Source organism: Streptomyces sp. NBC_00122 (genome assembly GCF_045160845.1).
In the GTDB taxonomy this organism is placed as follows: Bacteria; Actinomycetota; Actinomycetes; order Streptomycetales; family Streptomycetaceae; genus Streptomyces.
Genome location: NZ_CP108191.1, coordinates 6,547,059 through 6,568,559, shown reverse-complemented (window position 1 = coordinate 6,568,559; position 21,501 = coordinate 6,547,059). Strand labels below are relative to the sequence as shown.

The following is a 21,501-nucleotide window of genomic DNA, read 5'->3' as shown; positions in this document are numbered from 1 at the left end:
CGCGGTCAGGGAGTGAAGGTCCAGCGCTGGGCGGGGGTGTTGTCGCAGGCGGCGCGGGTGAGGACGGTACCGTTGGCGGTGGCGGCACCGGCCGGGGTGAGGCATTGGCCGACGTTGCGCAGGCTGCTCTGGGGACCCGCCTGCCAGGACTGGCCGGCGCTGCCGTCGCAGGTCCGGATGCTCACGCGGGAGGCGTTCGCGGCGTCCAGGCAGACGCCTCCGAGGCCGGTGAGGCGGCCGTCGGACTGGAGGGTCCAGCGTTGGTTGGGGCCGCCGTGGCAGGTGTAGAGGGTGGGTTCGGTGCCCGGAGTGGTGGCGCTGTGCGGCAGGTCCACGCAGCTCGCGGAGGCGGCGTTGACGAGGGTGGCGTCGGCCGGAAACGGGGCCGGGCGGCCGGTGAGGGTGATCTCGGCGGCGCTGGTCCACGGGCCGCGGGCACCGGCCTCGGTGAGTGCCTTCAGGCGCAGGTAGCGGCCGCTCTTCACGGACAGGGCGGTGGTCTTGGCCGCGGCGGTGTCGGCGAAGGTGCCGCTCGCCACGGGTGAGCCCCAGTCGGCGGTGGTGTCGGAGACGTAGACCTCGTACCCGCCGATGCGGCCGTTGACCCCGCCGTCCTGGCGGGGAAGGTAGCCGAGGCCGTCCACCGCGTAGCGGGCCCCGAGGTCGATCTGGATCTCGTGCGGGAGCGGGGCGGGCTTCGCGGACGACCACGCGGTGTGCCACAGGGTGGCCGGGTTCCCGTCGAAGGCGTTGGTGGCGGCCCCGTTCTCGGCGCTGCTCTCCTGGCTGTCCGCCGAGACCAGGGACCAGCCCGACTGGGCGATGGGGGCGGACGTGGGCAGGGCGCCCGCCGGCGGGATGCCGGTGCCGGTGGCCGAGACGCTGAACGCGCCCGTCTTCGTACCCGTCTTGACCCACAGGACGCCCGAGCGGTCGGAGGGGTCGAAGAACCAGCCGGACGTGGCCGCGTCATAGGCGGACTTGGAGGTCAGGCGCGTCAGTGCGGCTCCGTCGGCGGTGAGGCCGGTGGGCGCGGAGGCCACGTGAAGGGTGAACTCGTAGCCGCGGGAGGCCGGTTTGCCGGTGTAGCTGCCGGTGGAGGCTCCGACGGAGACGGTGACGGTGCCGGATCCCGCCGCCGGGGCGGTGACGTCCACCTGCTGGCGGGCGTAGGCCCCGGACTGGTAGGCGCGGGTGCGGCCGTCGTCCTCGTAGAGGCTGAAGGAGGAGTTGCCGCGGGGGTGGATGTCGTAGGTGAGGGTGGAGACCGGCTTCTCACCGGTGTAGTTCATCTGCGGCCACATCGGCACGATCGCGCCGCCCTTGACGAAGAGGGGCAGTGTGTCCAGCGGGGCGCGGTAGCCGTTCAGCCAGCCCGGGCCCGCGTAGGTACGGCCCGTCCAGTAGTCCGTCCAGGTGCCGGCGGGGAGGTAGATCCCGTCCCGGACGTCGGTGTCGGAGACGACGGGTGCGACCAGGAGGGAGTCCCCGGCCATGAACTGGCCGCTGGTGAGGTTCCCGCGGGCCACCGGGTCGTCGGGGTATTCGAGGACCATCGCACGGGTGCTGGGCACGCCGGTCTCGTTGGCGGCCTTGCTCATCGTGTAGAGGTACGGCATCAGCCGCATCTTGAGCTGGAGGTACTTGCGGTTGATGGAGAGGTACGGCTCGGCGAAGCGCCAGGGCTGCTTGTCCTGGTAGCCGGCGGCCGGGTTGACCGCCCCCCAGCCGGACATGGTCATGAAGGCGGGGGTGAAGGCCTTCCACTGGAGGTCCCGGGTGTACGTCTTGGGGCTGCCGCCGAAGATGCCGTCGACGTCGCCGGAGGCGTAGTTGATGCCGGACAGGCCCGCGCCGGCGATGGCGGGGACGTGCCAGCGCATGTCGTCCCAGGTGCCGTAGGTGTCGCCGGTCCACACGACGGCGTTGCGCTGGGTACCGGCCCAGCCGTCGACGGTCCAGACGTAGCGCCGGGCGTCGGAGTTCTTCTCGATGCCGTCGACGGCCTGCTGCACCCCGTTGAAGGCGTACTTGTAGCCGCTGCCGATCCAGGCCACGTCCGTCTTCACGCCGCGGCTCCCGGCCGTGCCCACCTCGTCGGCGATGGAGCCGAGGCCGGTGGAGGTCCACAGACCGGTCTGGAAGCCCTTGGCCTTCAGCGCGTCCACCGTCGACTTGAGGGGCGCGGTGTAGCCGCAGCCGTAGCCGTCGTTGGGCAGGAACCAGCCCGAGGGCATGTCGGCGGCTCGGGCGTCGGCCGCGTACCCGACGACGTCGGGGGTGGTCTGGTGGCGGGCGCGGTTGTGGTCGCCCTGGTAGTCGGGGTTGGAGGCGTTGAAACAGTCGGCGTTGCCCAGTTCGAAGCCCCACATCGGCGCCATGAACGGCTTGCCGCTGACGTCGGTGTACGCGTCGAGCACCGATTTGAGGGAGTCACCGGTGAAGTACCAGGCGTCGAAGCGCTTCTCGTCGTGCGTCAGGGCGGTGGGGGCGTTGAAGGAGTAGGAACCCGGCGCCCACGTGTTGCGCATGACGCCGTACCCGTTGGTCGACATGTAGAAGGGGGCGGGACTGGCGTTGGTGTTCTCGCGCCACTTGTTGTCGACCGCGACGGGGACGGTCTTGCCGCGCAGCGCCCATTCGCCCAGGCGCAGGCCGGTGCCGTAGAACTGCTCGTCCGCCCCCCGGGCCAGGTACTGGGTGGTCTGGCTGCCGGTCCAGCTGGTGGGCTGGGTCTCCTGCCAGACGGGGGTGGTGTTGTCGGCCCGGTAGACGGAGAACTGGAGGGGCGACTTGTTGACCCGGATGGACAGGGCCGCGGTGGTGATCCGGTAGTAGGTGCCCGCGTCGGCCCAGTTCGTCGTGACGGAGCCGAAGTCGGTCGTGGGGGCGAGGTCGCTGCCGGCGGGGTCGTTGGTGAAGGCACCGTCGGGCGAGAGCCAGAGCCGGAAGATGTCGGCGCGGGCGACGACCACACGGGCCTTGGCTCCGCTGGAGGCCGTGACGGTGAAGGTGTTCCCGGCCTGGCTGAAGCCGGTGACGTTGCCCGCCGTGGCCGCGGGCGCGGCGGGGGACGCGGCGGCGGGCGGGGCGGCCGGTCCGGCGGCGGACAGGCCGCCGACGGCGAGGGCGGCGGCGAGCAGGGCGGCGGGGATGCGCCGCCGCCGGGGAGTGCGGGCCGGGCGGCCCTGGCGTCCTGGGGTCCTGGGGATGCCTGGCAGTCTCATGGGGCAGCTCCTCGTGCGGTCCGGATCGCGGACACACCGCTTTGGCATGCACCTGGCAAGATAGCGCTCCGCCGGGAATTCCTGAAGGAAGATGCTCGAAGTCGTACCCCATCAAGCATCTTTATGCACATCGCACCACCGCGTCCACGCACCCGCCGTCGCAGGGCCGTTGTCAGACCCCTGCGCGAAGATCAGGACATGACGACGACCACCGCTCCCGCCCTGGCCGACCGCGACGAGTACGCCGACGCGATCGGCGCCGCCCTGAGGGCCTCGGCCGCGTACTACGGCTCCGGGGAATCCGCCCTGGACGACGCTTCGTTCGACCTCCTCCTCGGCCTGATAAAGGCCTACGAGGAGCGCTACCCGGAGCACACCGACCCCGCCACACCGACGGGGAAGGTGGCGGGCGGGGCCGTACCTGCCGGGGACGTGGCGCACACCGCCGCGATGCTCTCGCTGGGCAACGTGTTCAGCCCGCAGGACCTGCTCGACTGGGAGGCCTCGGTGCTCCGGCGGCTCGGGGCCCCGGTCATGGGCGGGTACGCGGTCGAACCGAAGCTGGACGGGGCCTCGCTGGCCGCGCGGTACCGCGGGGGCCGGCTGGTCCAGCTCGTCACCCGGGGCAACGGCACCGGCGGCGAGGACGTCTCGCACGCGATCGGCACGATCGCCGGGCTGCCCAGGGAGCTGGCCACGGACGCCTCCTTCGAGGTGCGCGGCGAAGTCCTGCTGACGGCTGAGCAGTTCGAGCGGGCCAACGCGATACGTGCCGAGCACGGGGCCGGCCCGTTCTCCAATCCCCGCAACGGCGCGGCAGGCACGCTGCGTGCCAAGGGGCGCCCGTACACGGTGGAGATGACCTTCTGGGCCTTCGGCGCGGTCGAACTCGACGGCGGCAGCGCCCTTCCCGGCACCAGCCACTCCGAGGTCATGGCCCATGTCGCGCGGGCGGGCGTCCAGACCGCGGCGGCCACCCCCGCCGGTCTGGCCGTGGTGGCCACGCTCGCCGAAGTGCAGGAGCAGGTCGACCGCATCGCCGCGCTCCGCGCCGGGCTGCCCTTCGGGATAGACGGGGTGGTCGTCAAGCTGGACGCCCTGGCCGAACAGACCGCGGTCGGCACCGGATCGCGCCACCCGCACTGGGCGACCGCCTACAAGCTGCCGGCCGTGGAGCGGCGTACCCGGCTGCTCGATGTGACCTGGTCGGTGGGGCGCACGGGGGTGCTCGCGCCCACCGCGGTCCTCGAACCGGTGGAGATAGACGGCTCGGTGGTCAGGCACGCCACGCTCCACAACCCCGCCGACATCGAGCGCCGCGGGCTGCGCCTCGGCGACACCGTTATCAATAGGAGTCATACAGCCTCTGGCACATGAGTGCTGCGGGCTCATTCTTATGTCTCTGAGAGGTATCTACTAGGTGTCTGTCACGTCTGATACGTTCGCCGCTATGCCTCCTCGGTACACGGCCGAACGCGCTGTCTCCCCCCGCGACGATTCCGTGTCGTGGGTGGTGGTCTCCTCGGCGTACGAACTGCATGTGGAGGCGTGCGCCTACCTGGCGAGCCTTCGGATGGCGGACCGGTCGATCAACACCGAGCGCACGTACGCCCCTCGGGTTGCCTTGTATCTGTCGTACTGCGCTGACCACGGTCTGGACTGGAGGAAGCCCGGTCTGCCATGGCTGGCCCGTTTCCTGCACTGGCTGGTGGACGAGCCACTTCCGGCGAAAAGCGCCAGGAAGTCGACGGAGCACCGGTTCCGGCAGAAGCGGACCGCGAACGCGATCATGACGACAGTCTGCGGGTTCCTTCAGTTCTGCTCTCAGCAGGGATGGGTGTTGCCGGAGATGGTCGCTCAGTTGTCCGAGCAGAAGTACCTGTCCTATCTGCCGCCGATCTATGACCCGGGCGAGGAGGGGCAGTTCCGCACGGTGCGGACGAAGGCAATCAAGTTCGAGGTCGCGGTTGAGGGCTACGAATGGCTGAACCCCGTGCAGTTCACGACCCTCATCGGACTGACCAGGCATGCCAGGGACCGCTTCCTGGTGGCTCTGCTGGCCGGGACCGGCGTCCGGATCGGTGAGGCTCTGGGACTGCGGCGGGAGGACATGCATTTCCTGTCGAACTCGGCCGGGCTCGGCTGCCAGGCCGCCGGTCCGCACGTCCACGTTCGGCGGCGGCGCAACTCCAACGGTGCTTTGGCCAAGGCCCGCATGCCGCGGTGGATCCCGGTGACAGCCGAGCTGGTGACGCTCTACGCGGACTACGTCTTCGAGCGGGACAAGGTGGCCGAGGCCGCCGACACCGACATGGTGTTCGTCAACCTCTTCAAGGGCCCCTTGGGCCGCGCGATGACCTACCACAACACAAAGGACCTGTTCAACCGGCTAGCGAAGCAAGCAGGCTTCGCGGCTCGCCCGCACATGCTGCGGCACACCGCGGCAACCACCTGGGTCCGCAACAAGGTGCCGCGCGATGTCGTGAAGAACCTAATGGGGCACGTCTCGGAGTCGTCGATGGAGCCCTACGTCCACGCGACGGACGAGGACAAGCGGGAGGCCGTCGAACGCGTCGCGGCGATCCAGAAGGGCCAGGGCCTGGCGTGAACGGGAACCTCGCGGAGGTCATCGACCTGCCCGGCTGCCGACCCACACCCGACCTGAACGCCTGGGTGGCCTGGCTGAAGTCGCAACTGCTGGAGGACTGGCGGGCAGGCGAGTGGGACGCCGGATCATGGCTGTTCACCGGCGATCTCACCAGTGACAAAACGGTGGCATGGCCGTGCATCATCGATGCATGCCCGGTGATTCACAAGGCCCGTAACCGGCGGTGCAAGTCCTGCGAGGACCATTTCCGGCTCAGCGGGCTCACCGAGCAGGAATTCAGAGCCACCTACCGGCCGAACCGGAACCGAATCTGCCTGCGGGCGATGCGCTGCACCGTCGAGCGGGACGGCGCGCGGTGCCAGCGCGAACTGCACTCCAAGGGTCTGTGTCGCGGGCACAGCGTCCAGTGGATCAAGGCCAGTCGGGCGGCGGACAAGCGGCGGCCATTCGACGGGACGCTTGAGGAGTGGGTCCGCGATGTCGCCGAACCACTCGATGCCTGGCCGGACTGCACGGTGGCTGGTTGTCCCCTTGAACAGGTCACCCTGAAGTCGGCTCTGTGCCGGATCCACTACCAATGGTGGTCGAAGCACAGGGGCATCGCGAAGGCCGCGGACCTGGATAACTGGATCGAGCACACAACGCCCTACCTAGCCAGCCACCAATTCTCGTTGGCGCCGTTGAGTGACGTGGTCAGGCTGGAGGTGCTCTACGCGCTTCAGCAACGCGATCTGCGTACACTGATGGTGCAGCCTTCCGCGATCCGCCCGGTGGTCAAGGAACTCGCCGGAGTGGAATGCCTGCTGACCGCCAAGCCCGAGACATTCTCTCCCGCCGGGTGGCCCGAAGTATCGAACCGCACGGCCATGATCCGGGACATCGCCTGGATCATCGAGCGCGGACGCGAGCAGTTCACGGGGATCAAGCCCACCGACAAGCTGATCTGGGACATGAAAGCCGTGCACGGGCCGATCGGCCACCGTCCGGGGCGCTCTGGGCCGGGCTCTCGGTCGGGCAAGGTCGATTTCACAGTCATCAAGCAGCCGTGGCTACGGGATGCGCTGATGGAGTGGGCCCGGTCCACCCAGCCGGACAGCAGCCGCTTCCGCCGTCACATGGAGGCATGCGTCCTGACGTCCACAGTCCTACACCGTCAGCCTGGTGGAGGACTGGACCCGAGTCAGGTGCGGTTTGCGGAGATGACCTTGGTCGTAGAGGGCTTTCGCGGCATGACCAAGAGGGACGGCAGCCTGCACGCCAGCAAGCATCGGGCGGACTGCCTGTCCATGCTGCACAACGTCCTGGACTTTGGTCGCCGGGCCGGGCTGCTGAACGACCTCCACCGCACCTTCGGCCGGCACAAGTCGCTGCGGATCATCCGGGAGGAGTCCAACGAGGACGAGATCGGCAAGGCCATCCCCGAATCGGTCATCCGCCAACTCGATGACCATCTGGACAGCTTCGGCATCGGCTTTCCCTACCGCGGCTATGCCGAAGACGACATCGCGGCCATGTTTCAGGCGGTCTACCGAGCCCTTCGGGACACCGGCAGGCGGCCGTGGGAGGTGGTGAGCCTGCAACGAGACTGCCTGGAGTTCGCGGGCAACGACGTCTTCTTGATCTGGAACAACTACAAGGGCAAGCGGCTGAAGCGACGGCTGCCGATCACCTGGGACACCGCTGAGGACATCCAGCGCTGGGCCGCCCGTCGAGACGGGCTGGCCACGCCCAGGCGAAGCGAGAACTACCTGTTCCCCGCCATATCCGACGGCAGTAAGTACCCTCACCTGACGTCGAATTATCTCGCCCGAGCGATGCGCCAGTGGGTTCATTCCATCGACAGACTCGACTCGGAGGGGACTGGCCTGGACGGCTTGCCCGTCCCGTTCGACAAGAACAAGATCTTCCCCTACGCGTTCCGACACTCCTACGCTCAGCGACACGCGGACGCCAACGTCCCGATCGACGTACTCAAAGAGCTCATGGATCACAAAAGCGCCGATACCACGGCCCGGTACTACAAGGTGTCCTTGAAACGGAAGCAGGAGGCGGTCAAGACGATGCGCCTGCATGTCGTGGACCGGCACGGCAATCCGGCACCGATGTCTTCGAACTCGGCCTACGAGCTGCGGTCGGTGGCGGTGCCGTTCGGCGGGTGCGTCGAGCCGTCGAACGTGAAGGCAGGCGGCCATGCCTGCCCGATCCGTTTCCAGTGCGCCGGCTGCGGCTTCTACCGTCCCGACCCGTCCTACCTTGCGTCGATCGAAGACCAGATCCGGGACCTGAAGGCAGACAAGGAGACCGCGGTGGCGATGGGCACGGCGGAGTACGTCGTCCGCAATCTGCAGGACCAGATCGACTCGTTCAAGCAGATCGCTGAGAACATGCGCAAGCAGGTCGAGAAGCTGCCAGAGCAGGAACGCGAGGAACTGATGGAGTCGGTGAAGGTCTTGAGGAAGACCAGGGCGGCCATGGGCCGCACCATGCTGCCGCTGACCGTGATCAACCGCCGGGAGCCGAGCGCGTGACCGCCAAGCGCACTCCCAGCGAAGTTCTGGCCGCCTCGCGCCGCAAGGACAGCCGGGAGAAGCGGGCCAAGGTCCTTGCGATCGTGGACCAGATGGCGGCCCGCGGCGAGACGGTCACCTTCGCGGCCGTCGCCAAGACAGCCGGAGTGTCGAACTGGCTGGTCTATGCGGAGGGGGTGCGCGAGCACATCGAGGCCGCCCGCAAGAAGCAGGAGGGCCAGCCCCGCAGGACGGCCGGGGCGGGGCTGTCGCCGAGTACGGCCAGTTTGCAGACAGACCTGGAGCTGTCGCGGCAGCAGGTCACCGCCCTGCGGGCCGAGCGGGACCAGCTGAAGGCCGCTCTGCGGAGGCAGCTGGGTCAGCAGCTCGACCAGGTCGGCACTGCGGAGTTGGTGGCACGGGTGGATGAGCTGACCCGCCAGAACGATGCCCTGGTGGGCGAGAAAGACCGGTTGCGGCAGGAGAGGGCCGAGCTGGAAGAGACCCTGCGGGAGGCCGAGGAAGACCTGGCGGCGGCCCGGTCCAGTCTGCGGCGGATGATCCGGGCCGAGAACGCGGGCCCTGCCCCGGCCTGAGACCGAAATCCGTACGCGATTGAGCACGTATCTCTGCACTTACCCCCTCGAGGGAAGGGAGAAGTACAGAGATACGTGCTCAGGCGGCGGCCTGAAGTGGGCTCGGGGCACCGGTGACGGTCATGAGCCGGGCGGCCAGGTCGGCGGGGCCGAAGTGGGCCAGGGCCCACAGGGAGGTGACGCGCCGGGCGGAGACCCAGATGCCGGAGGCCGGGGGCAGGAACGGGGCGACGGTGATACCGCGGGCGGTGAACGCGGCGGGGTCGAGATACGTCATCCCGCCGGTCCCGCACAGATACGCGGCAGCCCTGGCCTGGTCGGTGAGGTCGGCGAGCCGCTGGGACCGCTCGGGTCGGGCGGGCAACGGGCTTGCGGTCAGCACCCGGCCTGGCCAGCCCAGCAGGTCCAGCATGACGCGGGTGGAAGTCTCGGCGACGGCTGCGGTGTGGCCGGTGCCGAACGCGGCCCAGACCGGTTCCAGAGCCGTCTGGAGGTCGGGCCAGTGGCGGCTGGCCCGTATTTCTGCCGCATCATCGCCGCGGTCCGTCGCCTGGCCAGGGCGGTATCGGCGATCAGAGCGTCCTGAATGGCGGTCTGGCGGCCCTGGGGCTCGTGAGTGGGGATAGATACAGCCATCTGGTCCTCTCGGGGGCGTCCAGGGCCGCCAGGCGGGTGCGGTGCTGGTACACGCGGCGGCTGAACTGTCAAGTAGCAGAGCTACCCCGCTGGTGGTCGAATGTACCTGTAGGTGGGCATGGATATCAGGTGGTCACTATGCCGTCTGTGCCACCAGGGTGAGGCAATCGCCACCTTGTCGGTGCGTGTTTTTGGGCCACAGCATCGTAGTCCACAGTGGATGGGCCAATGTTCCTATGGCGAAGATCCTGAAGTTTGACGAGGACGCCCGTCGCGCCCTCGAGCGCGGCGTCAACAAGCTTGCCGACACGGTCAAGGTGACGATCGGCCCCAAGGGCCGCAACGTCGTCATCGACAAGAAGTTCGGCGCCCCCACCATCACCAACGACGGTGTCACCATCGCCCGCGAGGTCGAGCTGGACGACCCGTACGAGAACCTGGGTGCCCAGCTCGTGAAGGAGGTGGCGACCAAGACCAACGACATCGCGGGTGACGGCACCACCACCGCCACCGTGCTGGCCCAGGCGCTGGTCCGCGAGGGCCTGCGCAACGTCGCCGCCGGCGCCTCCCCGGCCGCCCTGAAGAAGGGCATCGACGCCGCGGTCAAGGCCGTCTCGACGGAGCTCCTGGCGACCGCCCGCCCGATCGAGGACAAGTCCGACATCGCCGCCGTGGCCGCACTCTCCGCGCAGGACCAGCAGGTCGGCGAGCTCATCGCCGAGGCGATGGACAAGGTCGGCAAGGACGGTGTCATCACCGTCGAGGAGTCCAACACCTTCGGCCTGGAGCTGGAGTTCACCGAGGGCATGGCCTTCGACAAGGGCTACCTCTCCCCGTACATGGTCACCGACCAGGAGCGTATGGAGGCCGTCCTCGACGACCCGTACATCCTCATCCACCAGGGCAAGATCTCGTCCATCGAGGACCTGCTGCCGCTGCTGGAGAAGGTCATCCAGACCAACTCCTCCAAGCCGCTGCTGATCATCGCCGAGGAAGTCGAGGGCGAGGCCCTGTCGACCCTGGTCGTCAACAAGGTCCGCGGCACCTTCAACGCCGTCGCCGTGAAGGCCCCCGGCTTCGGTGACCGCCGCAAAGCGCTGCTGCAGGACATAGCGGTCCTCATCGGCGCCACCGTCGTCTCTGAGGAGGTCGGCCTCAAGCTCGACCACGTCGGCCTGGACGTGCTGGGCTCCGCCCGCTATGTCACGGTCACCAAGGACGACACGACCCTCGTGGATGGCCCCGGCAAGTCCGAGGACGTCCAGGGCCGCGTCGCCCAGATCAAGGCCGAGATCGAGAACACCGACTCCGACTGGGAGCGCGGGACGCTCCAGGAGCGCCTTGCGAAGCTGGCTGGCGGCGTATGTGTGATCAAGCTCGGCGCCGTCACCGAGGTCGAGCTCAAGGAGAAGAAGCACCGCCTCGAGGACGCCATCTCCGCAACCCGCGCCGCGGTCGAGGAGGGCATCGTCTCCGGCGGTGGCTCCGCGCTCGTCCACGCCGCCAAGGTCCTCGAGGGCAACCTCGGCCTGAGCGGCGACGAGGCCATCGGCGTTGCCATCGTCCGCCGCGCGGTCGTCGAGCCGCTGCGCTGGATTGCCGAGAACGCCGGCCACGAGGGCTACGTCATCGTCTCCAAGGTGGCCGAGCTGGAGAAGGGCAACGGCTTCAACGCCGCCACCGGCGAGTACGGCGACCTGGTCAAGGCCGGCGTCATCGACCCGGTCAAGGTCACCCGCTCCGCGCTGGAGAACGCTGCTTCCATCGCCTCCCTGCTGCTCACGACCGAGACCCTGGTCGTCGACAAGCCGGAATGGGCTTCAGACTTGGTAGACAGCCTCGCCTCTCGCAGTCCTGCTCGTGGCCGAAACTCCAGGGTCCGCACCCGAGCGGTGGCCTCCCAACCGCCGCAGCTGAAACATCCCGCACCAAGACAGAATCTGAAGGCGGATCGCAGCCACACGGGCTTCCGTCAAGCAGGCGCCCCTAGCCACGGGCGGGAAGATGTTTTTCACATGACCCGCTATGGACCACGCCCTGGCCCTCAACGGTACATTCTGGACGAGAGTCCTGAGAGTGGCAATAAAGAAACATCCACGGGTGTCCTTTTTGAGGCCCTAGCCCGAGAAGAACAAAGAGGCCTATGCGTCGTAGCGCGTAGACCTGGTGACGCGGCTCTCGTCGAGGCTTCATCGGATGTAGTGTGGCGCCTCCGTTCCGCTGGCTTCGAGATTTACGAAGATGTTCCAGCCTATCCCGCTTCGGTGCAACCTCCAGCAATGAAGAGATACTTGCTGCACAATACGGCAGTAAATGAGTACGTGAAGGTACGAGTTAGGTCGAGCGCCAACGGTAGGGGGATCTCGGGCGCAGTCGTCAGAGGGAAAATGGCCGACGAAACGGTTGATGCCCAAGTTACTGACGTTAACGGGATGGCCGAGCTAAACATCACAGGATCAGAACTCCGCGAACTCTGGGTCGCTCCCGTTCCGGGGCACTGGTCTTGGTGTGCCCGCCCACCGGTGGTGCACAGCGGACGCGTAGACGTTGATGTCACCCCTATAAGTGCGGGCCACGTTGATGTGCTTCGCCATTACTACAATCCCTATGCGCCGTCAGCTGGTAGTGGTGTCCGTGTTGGCATCATTGACACTGGAGTCGGCCCGAATCCCGCCCTGAAAGTGGAAGGCGGATACGGGTACGATTATGATTCTCGCGGACCCTGGACGGCAATTGAAGGATCGCCACACGGGACACATGTAGCAGGGATCATTGCCGCCAATGGCGACAGCGCATGGTTGGGAGTCGCTCCGGGCGCCACTCTCCGAAGTTACCGAATCTACATTGAGCGGGAGCCTTCGGCTGGCCCTTATGACATCGGTGCGGCGATAGACGACGCAGTGGCTGACAAATGCGACATAATAAATCTGTCAATCGAGTTCGAAAATAATGCGCCATATATATCGCGGAGAATCAGGCGAGCCATCGCCGAAGGAGTTATCGTAGTAGGAGCAGCGGGGAACAATGGCCGTGGACCTTTGGCCTTTCCCGCCTCGATAGAGGGCGTAGTGGCCGTTGGGGCGCTCGGGAGGCATGGCACTTTCCCTGGTGGAACAAGTTCTGCATCCGCTGCTGGGCCTCCCCCAGGTAAGCCCGACCCGGACAACTTCGTGGCATTGTTTTCCAACTGCGTTAGGCCCCATGACTTCATCGCACCGGGCGTCGGAGTGATCTCTACCCTCCCCAGCCCCAGTAAGCACGATGCCTGGGGTGTGTTTGACGGTACCTCCCAGGCCGCTCCTGTCGTCGCCGGCCTGGCAGCGTGCGTACTCAGCGAAACCGGATGGATTTACGAGGCACGGACCCCGACTCGTGCAGACAAGACTCTTGCGGAACTTCGACGGCGAGCTGTTACCCTTGGATTCTCTATGGACCTTGAGGGGACAGGCCTCATAGGCGCATGAGGCGCGACTGCGGAGGCCACCTGATGCCCCACTACCTTCTCTACTACGTTGGCGACGATGATCCGCCCCCGGGCGATCTGGACCGGATCAAGAGCTCGCCCGCTGTCTCCGTCGTAGCTTCAAGAAGCGACGTCTTGATCGTCGACGCCGACGAGGAGCGGCTCGAACACCTGGTCGCCAGCCTCCCGGGGTGGGAGTACTCCGCTGGTAGCAGAGTGCATCTGCCCGTCGAAGACGGCCGCCCCAGAGTAACGACGCATCACCAAAGCTGAGTCATGCCGCCGGTCCAGCGGGGCCACGGCCCTCATGCTTCTTCGAACGGATTTTCCGTAATTTCCAGCTTCTGCGCAATGATGCCAGATGGAGCGTTCGGCGGCAAAGCGCTTGCGCTCTTTACGATATTCGATCTAAAGAACCGCTCCTTCACGCGATACGCGCTAAAGAAGGCGGGGATATCTTTGGCGCCGACAACGTGATCCAGTGCGCCAATTTGACGTTCAAAGCGAGCGCCTGCCGCTGCGTCGGCCACGGAAAAATCTCCCTGTCCGAACGATGCGTCAGCGCCCAGAAGCAATTTCGCGCCGCTCTGGCGAGCTAGCACCGCGGTATAGCTGGCTGCAACTCCAACCTGATAAACTAGGCAATATCTCTTTTCCCACGCTTCCGTCTTGTATCGCTTAAGAATTTCGGCAAGCAGCGTGGCAGGGTCCGCCATGGTATGGATAGTAATATTTTTCGCTGAAAGCATGAAGGCGGACTCTCCCGCAAACGTGAGCTCGATCGCAGCGTTGGCGCCGACGATTTGACCAAAGGTCTCCGAGGTTGCCCCTGAAGCGTAGATTTTATTATAGTACCCGTCTTTTGAAGTCGTGTAAAAACTGGAAATTCCGCCGCCAGGGATCGGGGTTCCCGTGTTCTTTCCTAGAAGCGTCTCCACGGTTCCCAGATAGCGAAAAGCGTGATCCTCGAGAAAACCGATGGAACCAATGGAGAGTGCCTGGCCAAGAGGGAGAACTGGCCGCATCTTGGTTGCCCCGTTCCTGCATGCGTCGACGAGCTGATTGATGTCTGTCATTTCGGTTCCCTTGCTTTCGGTGTGGCACGCTAACGGGTGCCTCGTCGTTCAAGAGGCCCAAACACGAGTGACATCGGATTCGAGACGCAGCCTGCCTTAACTCGCAAGGTGGTTGGCGATTCTGGGCCTGCTTTCGATCTCGTCGCCGTGACTGCTCATCCTTCGTGATCGGCTCATTCAGGTGGCGTACGGTCACTTACGCCGACGATATGTGCCAGGCCCTGTGACAGTCATCCTCAGATAGCCCGGACGAGTGAGGATGCTAGGGTCGGACCGGGCGCTTCGGATCTTGTTGGCGTGACGTCACCAGGATGAGGCCGGCACTTCGATACAATCGTCGATCAACTCGCTGCGAGCGGAGACCGCCAGCTGCCATGACGACTCGGGCGACGGCGGAGAACAGCCGCAGTTTGTGAGGGCAGCCGGGGACAGCCACCTCAGCAGGCCGAGCGTGATCCTCTGAGACACCTCAGGACCGGGAGCGGCATCTGCCCGTGAAGGCCCCGTTAAGGGCGGCCACCTCGAACCGTCCGACGGCACCCTCCTCCAGGCCGCCGGCCGCGAGCTCATCGAGGAACCCGACATCCCGCCCCACGTCATCACCCTGCACAGCCACCCCCCTCCACATCGACGGCCACCCCATCGACGCCGACCCGACAAGGAGGAGCCTGCCTACCAGCACTTCGATTTCCGCCTTCTCTTCCGCACCACCGCGGACGTCGGTGAATTCCAGACCGAAGATGTGTCCGGCGCCGCCTGGCACGACATCGACGAGATCGCCGACCCGCAGCTGCGCATCGCATCGACTCTCCTCGACGCGGACAGCTTCGCCGCGATGAACGGCCAGCTCAGCCTCGCCAACCCCCTGGTCGATCGACCGCGAGTGAGGGACTGACGGGACTAACGGGACCGAAGGGGACGGTTTCACGGAATCTCTGCGCACTGAGAGGCAAGGCTGACGGCTGGCACCTCGAGGCGGTGCCAGCCGTCAGCCTTCCTCCGCACCCCGGCTCGGGCATCGTGAACGGAGTGCTCGTATGGCCCCTGCGCGGCGCACCGAGGACTCCGGGCTGAGGGCACAGCCCTCCTGCACGCCGTCAGCCACGCCGCGACGGACGGCTGGCTCAGGGGGACTGGTTAGTGGAAGGCAAGGATTCCTCAGAAAATCCTCTCTGCGCACATGGCAGACGGCCGACACCCCTGAAACGGGTGCCGACCGTCGGTTGTTTCAGAGTGGGAGACCGTGCACGGCGGTTTCACCCTCCGAGCGCACCGATCACCTGCCCCACCATCGCGGTGATCGCCTGGGCTCCGGGGGCCGCGTTCAGCGCAAGCATGATCCGCTGCCCAGCGCTCAGGCGTGCCTGAGGGGCCTGCTCCGTGTCCTCGAGCACCTCAACGTCGACCAGGAAGTCCTCCTGATCGGTCTGCGGGAGCGTCGGGGCGAGCCCACGAATTTGCCGCACTAGGTCGGCCAGCTGATCGGCCTGCACGCCTACGTTCTGGGTCACGTTCACGCCCTGAGCGGCCGTACCGCCGTAGACGTTCTGAGTAAATACCGGGCCCGCGGGTGCGGGAGTCTGCTCGCTCACGTACTGGTTCACCTTCTGTCCGGACATTGCGCAGTGCTCGCCGCGCGAGGTCAGTGTCAGGGTCTTGTGGTGGCCATCAGCGGGCGTTAGCACCGCCAGGCCGTAGTCGCGAAGACTTCGTGCTGCACGCAAGATCACCGCAATTTCCGGGTGTTCACCCAGGTACATCGTGGTCGCGATGAACGTCTGAAGCGGGACGACGCCGTCCGGTGAGGCAAATGCCTGTGACACCAACCGATCCAGAACGTAGGCGAATCGCGCACCGTGGTCACCGCGTTCGGCCACAATCCGATCCGCCTCGCGCAAACCCCTGTAGGTGATCGAAACAGCCACGCAGCCGAGGGTCTCCAACACCTCAGCATGGCCGCGCTCCTCAAGCAGCCGGGCTGCTTCCTGAGCCCGTTGAACGAGCGGCTCCTCGTTGCCGGCGAACTCCTCCAGCGGAACGCACTTGCCGACGTCGCGATTGGTGTGGCTGCTGAGCCAGGCGAGCATCACGTCCGCTGTGTCGTCGACCGTCATGAGCCCTCAGGTTCCCACTCGACCGCCCTCTGGGTGACTTCGATGCCCTGTGCTCCCGCAGCACCTGGGTGGACGTGTTGTTCGAAATGTTGAGCTCTCGGCTCGACGTAGCTACGGACCGGCTGGCCTGACATCGCGCAGGAATACCCTTCGGGCTGAAGCCAGACACCGGTCAGCGGCCCACCGGTCGCGCTGAGCATCTTCATCCCGACCAGGTTGCTCGATGCCGCGCGGACCTCGTCGGCCGTCAGTGGGCTGCCGTAGAAGGAATTTTCGTTTGAGTTGACGAAGTCGATGAGCTCCACCGGGCAGCCAGGTTCGGCCGTCTCGAACACCCAGGTGAGAACTGCGTTCTCGGCATAGACCAAGCGGTCGCGTCGGCTGCCGAGGGCCCTCCGACGTCGCTCGGCTTCCTGCACACCAGCGGATGTCAAGGTGTAGAAGACGATGTCGCCGGCAGCGTTGCGCTCGCGAGGACCGACGTGGGCCCATCCCCGGGATACCAATCCGCGAATGGCGTCTTGAACCGCAGATTCGTCAGGCATCGGCAACCGGACGGGAGAGACACCGATGTTGGGGCCAAGGTGACACGTGGTGTCGCCTCCACTCTCGTCCATCGCCCAGGACAGCAGGGTGTCGACGAGCCGATCAGTCGTCATGGGGCGAGTGTATGTCCGAGAGCCGGGCCGATGGCCCTGCTCGGTGGAGTGGTCCGGCGACGGCTGGGGCAGACGCCCCTGCCTACCTCAGAGTAAACCTATTTCTCAGCCTCGTCCCTCATGTGCCTCATTCGGCTCTATGGGCCTGAGCTGGAGAACCACTTGACAACCCTAGATAAACATCGTGACCGTGTACAAGGCGGGGGACGTCATCCCGCGCGTCGAGGCTCCGGTGGTCGAGCTGCGCACCGGGGCGGAGCGGCCGATCGAGCCGCCGGCCGTGTGCCCGGGCTGCGCCGGGGAGATCGACCGGTCGCAGGAGCGGTGGCGCTGCGCGCAGCCCGCCGACTGCGGGCGGATCGCCGCGATCCTGTATGCCGCCGGACGGGACCAGCTCGACATCGACGGCCTGGGCGAGAAGTACGTACGGGCGCTCGTCGAGGCCGGTCACGTCCGGGACGTGGCGGACCTGTTCACCCTCGACGAGGCGCGGCTCGCCCAGGCCGCCGGGAGCGAGAAGCGGGCGGCGAAGCTGGTCGAGCAGATCGGGGCGGCGAAGGGCAGGCCGCTGTCCCGGGTGTTCTGCGCGCTCGGCATCGTCGGCACGGGGCGGGGCATGTCCCGGCGGATCGCCCGGCACTTCGGGACGATGGAGGCCGTCCGGGCCGCCGACGCGGCCGCGATGACGGGGGTGGAGCTGGTCGGCGACACGAAGGCGGCCGCCATCGTCGCGCAGGTCGCGGAGCTGGGGCCGGTCATCGACAAGCTCGCGGCCGCCGGGGTCAACCTCACGGAGCCGCAGGCCGTACCCGCCGCCGCAGGGGACGGCGACGGGGCCGGGGCCGGGGCCGGGGCCGGGCCGGGACCACTGGCCGGTCAGACCGTGGTGGTCACCGGTCGGATGGCGGGCGCGCTGGCGGCGTACGACACCCGCGACAAGGTGCGGGAGCTGATCGAGCGGGCGGGCGGGAAGTCGGCGAGCGGCATATCCGGGCGGACGACCCTGCTGGTGGCGGGCGAGAAGGCGGGTGGCAAGGTGGCCAAGGCCGAGGAGGCCGGCATCGAGATCGTCGGCGAGGAGGCCTTCGCCGAGCGCATCGCCGCCTTCCTCACGGTGTGACGGCCAGCACCGGCGGGGCCGGTGAGGTCCACCGGTGACCGCAGGGGTCGAAGGCCAGCACCACCGGCTGTCCCGGCCGCTGTCGCCACGAGATGCGTTCCGGCATCCCCGCGCACACCGGACAGCGGGGCAGCGGGGCAGGCTGCGCGCGGCACCCGGGTGCGGCGGCGAGCGGCGTGGAGTGCTGATCGCGCATGGACGCTCCCTGGTCGTGCGGTTGGCCTGACCGCACTGTGCCATGGAGCGGCTCTCCGCCGCACGGGCGAATCGTCCAGAGTTCCGGCTGGTCAGAGGTGTGGTCTGCAGGAGGATTCCGGTCCACTTGCGGGCACTTGGTGATCAACCGCACCCGCCGCAGGCCGCCACCAGGCCGGAGGGCGGCACCGGCGGGCAGCGCCGGCGGGGCGCGGAACCTCGTACGGTCCCGCGCCCGGCCGGGCGCGCGCCTGCCGGTCCCCCGCCCGCGCCGGTGCGCCTCGAGGTCAGGGCAGCTTGTCGACCTCGGGGTGCTCGGCCAGCCAGGCACGGACCGCCTGCTGCTCCTTGCCCTTCCCGGTGTCCTGGATCTTCGCCTCCAGGCCGGTCAGCTGCTCCTCGGTGAGCTTGAAGGACCGCAGCCAGCGCGCCACGTCGGGCTCGTCGGCGGCGAAGCCCTCGCGGGCCAGGGTGTGGATGCCGTCGCCCTTGCCCCAGACGCCCTTCGGGTCCACCAGCTTGGTCAGCTCGTAGGAGGAGTACGCCCAGTGCGGGGACCACAGCACGGTCACGACGGGCTCCTTCTTGTCGTAGGCCCGCTTGAGCTCGGCGAGCATGCCGGGGGTGGAGCCGTCGACGACCTGGTACTCGCCCTCCAGGCCGTACTCGCCCAGGACCTTGTCCTTCAGGATGGACATGGCGCCGGCGCTCGGCTCGATGCCGATGATCCGGCCCTTGAACTCCCCGGACCGGCCCTTGAGGTCGGCGAGCGAGCGCACGTCCTTCACGTACGAGGGCACGGACAGCTCCAGCGAGGTGGAGCCGTACCAGGAACCGAGGTCCTCCAGCTTGTTCCCGTACTTCTCCCAGTACTGGGCGTGCGTGACGGGCAGCCAGGCGTCCGTCTGGAAGTCGATCCGGCCTCCGGCCAGGCCGGTGTAGAGGGCGCCGGCCTCCAGCTGGCTGGTGTCGACCTTGAAGCCGCGCCGTTCCAGGAGCTCCTTCCACAGGAAGGTGGAGGCGATGCCCTCGTCCCAGGGGATGTAGCCGATGGAGACCGTGCGGCCCTTGCCGATGTTCGCGGCACCGGCCGGTCCGCCCTCGGCGGTGGAGCCGCCGAAGGTGCCGAGCCCGCCCGCGACGAGCGCGAGTACGACGGCGCCGGTGACGGCGTAGGCGGGCCGGGGGCGGTGGTTCCACACCTTGGCCGCGCCGGTGGCGGCGGCCCGCGCCTTGGCGAGGGCGCGCCTGCCGAGCGGGGAGACCTGGCGGCCGAGGGCCCCGGTCATCCGGTCGAGGTACATGGCGAGGATGACGATGGAGACGCCCGCCTCGAAGCCGAGGCCGATGTCGACGTTGCCGATGGCCCGGTAGACGGCACCGCCGAGTCCGCCGCCGCCCACCATGCCGGCGATGACGACCATGGACAGGCCGAGCATGATGACCTGGTTGACGCCCGCCATGATGGTCGGCAGGGCCAGCGGCAGCTGGACGCGGACCAGGGTGTCGCGCGGGGTGGTGCCGAAGGCCTCGGCCGCCTCGACCAGCTCCGCGTCGACCTGGCGGATGCCGAGCTCGGTCATCCGTACGCCCGGCGGCAGCGAGAAGATGATGGTCGCGATGATGCCGGGCACCACGCCCACCCCGAAGAAGATGATGCCGGGGATGAGGTAGACCATGGCCGGCATGGTCTGCATGAAGTCCAGGACGGGCCGCAGGACGGCGCTGACCCGGTCGGAACGCGAAGCCCAGATGCCGAGCGGGATCGCGAAGAACAGCGTGACGAGGGTGGCGACCAGGACCAGCGACAGCGTCGACATGGCCTCGGACCACAGCCCGACGGAGTCGACGAGCGCGAGGCCGGCGAAGGCCAGCAGCCCCGCGAGGAGCCCGCGCAGCCACCAGGCGGCGAGCGCGAGGATGCCCGCGAACAGCAGCGGGGCGGGGGCGGAGAGCGCGGCGTCGATGCCGTCGTAGAGGCCGGTGACGAGCGCGCTGATGGCGTCGAAGAGCCAGGACAGGTGGCGCTGGAGGAAGTCGACACCGCTGTCGACCCAGGCGCCGAGGTGTAGGCGGGGCATCAGGCGGCCACCTCCGCACAGGCCATCGGGGGCCGTTGTTCGTCACCGAGGAAGGCGACGAGGCGGTCCTTCGGTACGGAGCCGATGACGGCGCCGTCCTCGTCGGTGACGGCGACCGGGTGCGGGACCCGGGCGCTGACCGCGCACAGGTCGGCGAGCGCGGTGCCGGCGCTGACGGTGGGGCAGCCGCAGGCGTCCGCCCCGGCGGGCGCCTCGTCCATGACGGCGTCGGCCGTGAGCACGCGCGAGCGGTCCACGTCCTGGACGAAGGAGGCGACGTACTCGTCGGCGGGACGGATGAGGATGTCCTCGGCGGTGCCCTGCTGGACGATGCGGCCGTCGCGCATGACGGCGATGCCGTCGCCCAGGCGCATGGCCTCGTTGAGGTCGTGGGTGATGAAGACGATCGTCTTCTTCAGCCGCCGCTGGAGTTCGAGGAGCTGGTCCTGCATGTCGCGGCGGATCAGCGGGTCGAGGGCGCTGAACGACTCGTCCATCAGCAGCAGGTCGGCGTCGGTGGCCAGGGCGCGGGCCAGACCCACGCGCTGCTGCATGCCGCCGGAGAGCTCGTCGGGCCAGGACTTCTCCCAGCCGCCGAGCCCGCACAGCGCCAGGGCCTCGGCGGCCCGGCGCTCGCGCTCGGCCCGGGGGACGCCCTGGACCTCCAGTCCGTAGCCGGCGTTCTCCAGGACGTCGCGGTGCGGGAACAGCGCGAAGTGCTGGAACACCATGCTGATTTTGGTGGCGCGTACGCGGCGCAGCTCGCGCGGACTGAGCGCGGTGAGGTCCTCGCCGTCGAAGAGGATGCGTCCCGAGGTGGGCTCCAGGAGCCCGTTGAGCATGCGCAGCAGCGTGGACTTGCCGGATCCAGACAGACCCATGACGACGAATATCTGTCCCGGCTCGACGCGGAACGAGGCGTCGATCACCGCGGCCGTCGTTCCGTCGGCGCGCAGCTCGTCGCGGCTGGTGCCGGCCTCGAGCGCGCGGACCGCGGCCGCCTGGTCGTCGCGGTGTCTCGCGAACACCTTGTAGACGTGCTCGGCCTGGAGCGTGGACACATGTACCTCGCGGGTCGTACGGGTACGGCGCGCGCCGGACGGGCCGGCGCGGGCCGTGGAGCGGGACGGGATCCGCCCGCGTGCGCCGTGCTCTCCGTCACCATGTGCCGGAGAGCACGGTTCCGCTCCAGCCGCGCTCGTGCCCTGTATTCACCTGA

At 67.6% G+C, this 21,501-nt stretch carries 16 protein-coding genes and 2 pseudogenes; 10 read left to right on the top strand and 8 right to left on the bottom strand.

Annotated features, from left to right (window positions below; genetic code table 11):
• Positions 1–5: 5 nt before the first annotated feature.
• Positions 6–3,227, bottom strand: coding sequence for a TIM-barrel domain-containing protein (locus OG737_RS29880; protein WP_405922205.1), 3,222 nt, complete (start codon positions 3,225–3,227; stop codon positions 6–8).
• Between the two features lie 198 nt (positions 3,228–3,425).
• Between OG737_RS29880 and OG737_RS29875 the strand changes: the two genes are divergently transcribed.
• From OG737_RS29875 to OG737_RS29860, 4 genes are all read left to right on the top strand, one after another.
• Positions 3,426–4,604 carry a hypothetical protein gene (locus tag OG737_RS29875; RefSeq protein WP_405922204.1) on the top strand — a complete coding sequence of 393 codons (1,179 nt, stop codon included), beginning with the start codon at positions 3,426–3,428 and terminating at the stop codon, positions 4,602–4,604.
• A 133-nt stretch (positions 4,605–4,737) separates the two neighbouring features.
• Positions 4,738–5,835: a tyrosine-type recombinase/integrase gene (locus OG737_RS29870; protein WP_405922203.1), complete on the top strand. Its 1,098-nt coding sequence runs from the start codon at positions 4,738–4,740 to the stop codon at positions 5,833–5,835.
• Complete coding sequence (locus OG737_RS29865; protein WP_405922202.1) at positions 5,832–8,363, top strand: tyrosine-type recombinase/integrase; 2,532 nt, start codon at positions 5,832–5,834, stop codon at positions 8,361–8,363. The genes OG737_RS29870 and OG737_RS29865 overlap by 4 nt, the downstream gene beginning before the upstream one ends.
• A complete protein-coding gene (locus tag OG737_RS29860; protein ID WP_405922201.1) occupies positions 8,360–8,938 on the top strand; it encodes a DUF6262 family protein in 579 nt (192 codons plus the stop codon). Before OG737_RS29865 ends, OG737_RS29860 begins: the two co-directional genes overlap by 4 nt.
• A gap of 79 nt (positions 8,939–9,017) precedes the next feature.
• Here the strand turns inward: OG737_RS29860 and OG737_RS29855 are convergent, their stop codons facing one another.
• Positions 9,018–9,419 carry a WbqC family protein gene (locus tag OG737_RS29855; RefSeq protein ID WP_405922458.1) on the bottom strand — a complete coding sequence of 134 codons (402 nt, stop codon included), beginning with the start codon at positions 9,417–9,419 and terminating at the stop codon, positions 9,018–9,020.
• A 391-nt stretch (positions 9,420–9,810) separates the two neighbouring features.
• On the opposite strand from OG737_RS29855, the pseudogene groL reads away from it, so the two are divergent.
• The 3 genes and pseudogenes from groL to OG737_RS29840 form a co-directional block, all read left to right on the top strand.
• Positions 9,811–11,388, top strand: a pseudogene (gene groL / locus OG737_RS29850) (chaperonin GroEL); the annotation flags it as partial.
• 201 nt (positions 11,389–11,589) lie between these two features.
• A complete protein-coding gene (locus OG737_RS29845; RefSeq protein ID WP_405922457.1) occupies positions 11,590–13,038 on the top strand; it encodes a S8 family peptidase in 1,449 nt (482 codons plus the stop codon).
• 23 nt (positions 13,039–13,061) lie between these two features.
• The gene (locus OG737_RS29840; RefSeq protein ID WP_405922200.1) at positions 13,062–13,310 is read left to right on the top strand and encodes a hypothetical protein; all 249 of its coding nucleotides are present in this window, start codon (positions 13,062–13,064) and stop codon (positions 13,308–13,310) included.
• A gap of 32 nt (positions 13,311–13,342) precedes the next feature.
• On the opposite strand, the gene OG737_RS29835 is transcribed toward OG737_RS29840, so the two are convergent.
• Positions 13,343–14,113, bottom strand: coding sequence for a hypothetical protein (locus OG737_RS29835; protein ID WP_405922199.1), 771 nt, complete (start codon positions 14,111–14,113; stop codon positions 13,343–13,345).
• A gap of 568 nt (positions 14,114–14,681) precedes the next feature.
• Between OG737_RS29835 and OG737_RS29830 the strand changes: the two are divergent.
• Together OG737_RS29830 and OG737_RS29825 are read left to right on the top strand one after the other, a co-directional pair.
• Positions 14,682–14,843: pseudogene (locus tag OG737_RS29830) on the top strand (NUDIX hydrolase); the annotation flags it as partial.
• A gap of 12 nt (positions 14,844–14,855) precedes the next feature.
• On the top strand, positions 14,856–15,008 hold the full coding sequence (locus tag OG737_RS29825) for a hypothetical protein (protein WP_405922198.1): 153 nt from the start codon (positions 14,856–14,858) through the stop codon (positions 15,006–15,008).
• Between the two features lie 361 nt (positions 15,009–15,369).
• Here the strand turns inward: OG737_RS29825 and OG737_RS29820 are convergent, their stop codons facing one another.
• Together OG737_RS29820 and OG737_RS29815 are read right to left on the bottom strand one after the other, a co-directional pair.
• Positions 15,370–16,227 carry a hypothetical protein gene (locus tag OG737_RS29820; protein ID WP_405922197.1) on the bottom strand — a complete coding sequence of 286 codons (858 nt, stop codon included), beginning with the start codon at positions 16,225–16,227 and terminating at the stop codon, positions 15,370–15,372.
• Complete coding sequence (locus OG737_RS29815; RefSeq protein WP_405922196.1) at positions 16,224–16,886, bottom strand: hypothetical protein; 663 nt, start codon at positions 16,884–16,886, stop codon at positions 16,224–16,226. Before OG737_RS29815 ends, OG737_RS29820 begins: the two co-directional genes overlap by 4 nt.
• Positions 16,887–17,070: 184 nt before the next feature.
• On the opposite strand from OG737_RS29815, the gene OG737_RS29810 reads away from it, so the two are divergent.
• Positions 17,071–18,006 (top strand): helix-hairpin-helix domain-containing protein, encoded by a 936-nt coding sequence (locus OG737_RS29810; protein WP_405922195.1) that lies wholly within the window; start codon positions 17,071–17,073, stop codon positions 18,004–18,006.
• On the opposite strand, the gene OG737_RS29805 is transcribed toward OG737_RS29810, so the two are convergent.
• The 3 genes from OG737_RS29805 to OG737_RS29795 form a co-directional block, all read right to left on the bottom strand.
• A complete protein-coding gene (locus OG737_RS29805; RefSeq protein ID WP_328929310.1) occupies positions 17,996–18,202 on the bottom strand; it encodes a hypothetical protein in 207 nt (68 codons plus the stop codon). The two genes, OG737_RS29810 and OG737_RS29805, sit on opposite strands and share 11 nt — an antisense overlap.
• A 286-nt stretch (positions 18,203–18,488) precedes the next feature.
• Entirely contained in the window at positions 18,489–20,282 is a 1,794-nt protein-coding gene (locus tag OG737_RS29800; RefSeq protein ID WP_328929309.1) for an ABC transporter permease/substrate binding protein, read from the bottom strand.
• Positions 20,282–21,343, bottom strand: coding sequence for a betaine/proline/choline family ABC transporter ATP-binding protein (locus OG737_RS29795; protein WP_328929308.1), 1,062 nt, complete (start codon positions 21,341–21,343; stop codon positions 20,282–20,284). The genes OG737_RS29800 and OG737_RS29795 overlap by 1 nt, the downstream gene beginning before the upstream one ends.
• Between the last annotated feature and the right edge of the window lie 158 nt (positions 21,344–21,501).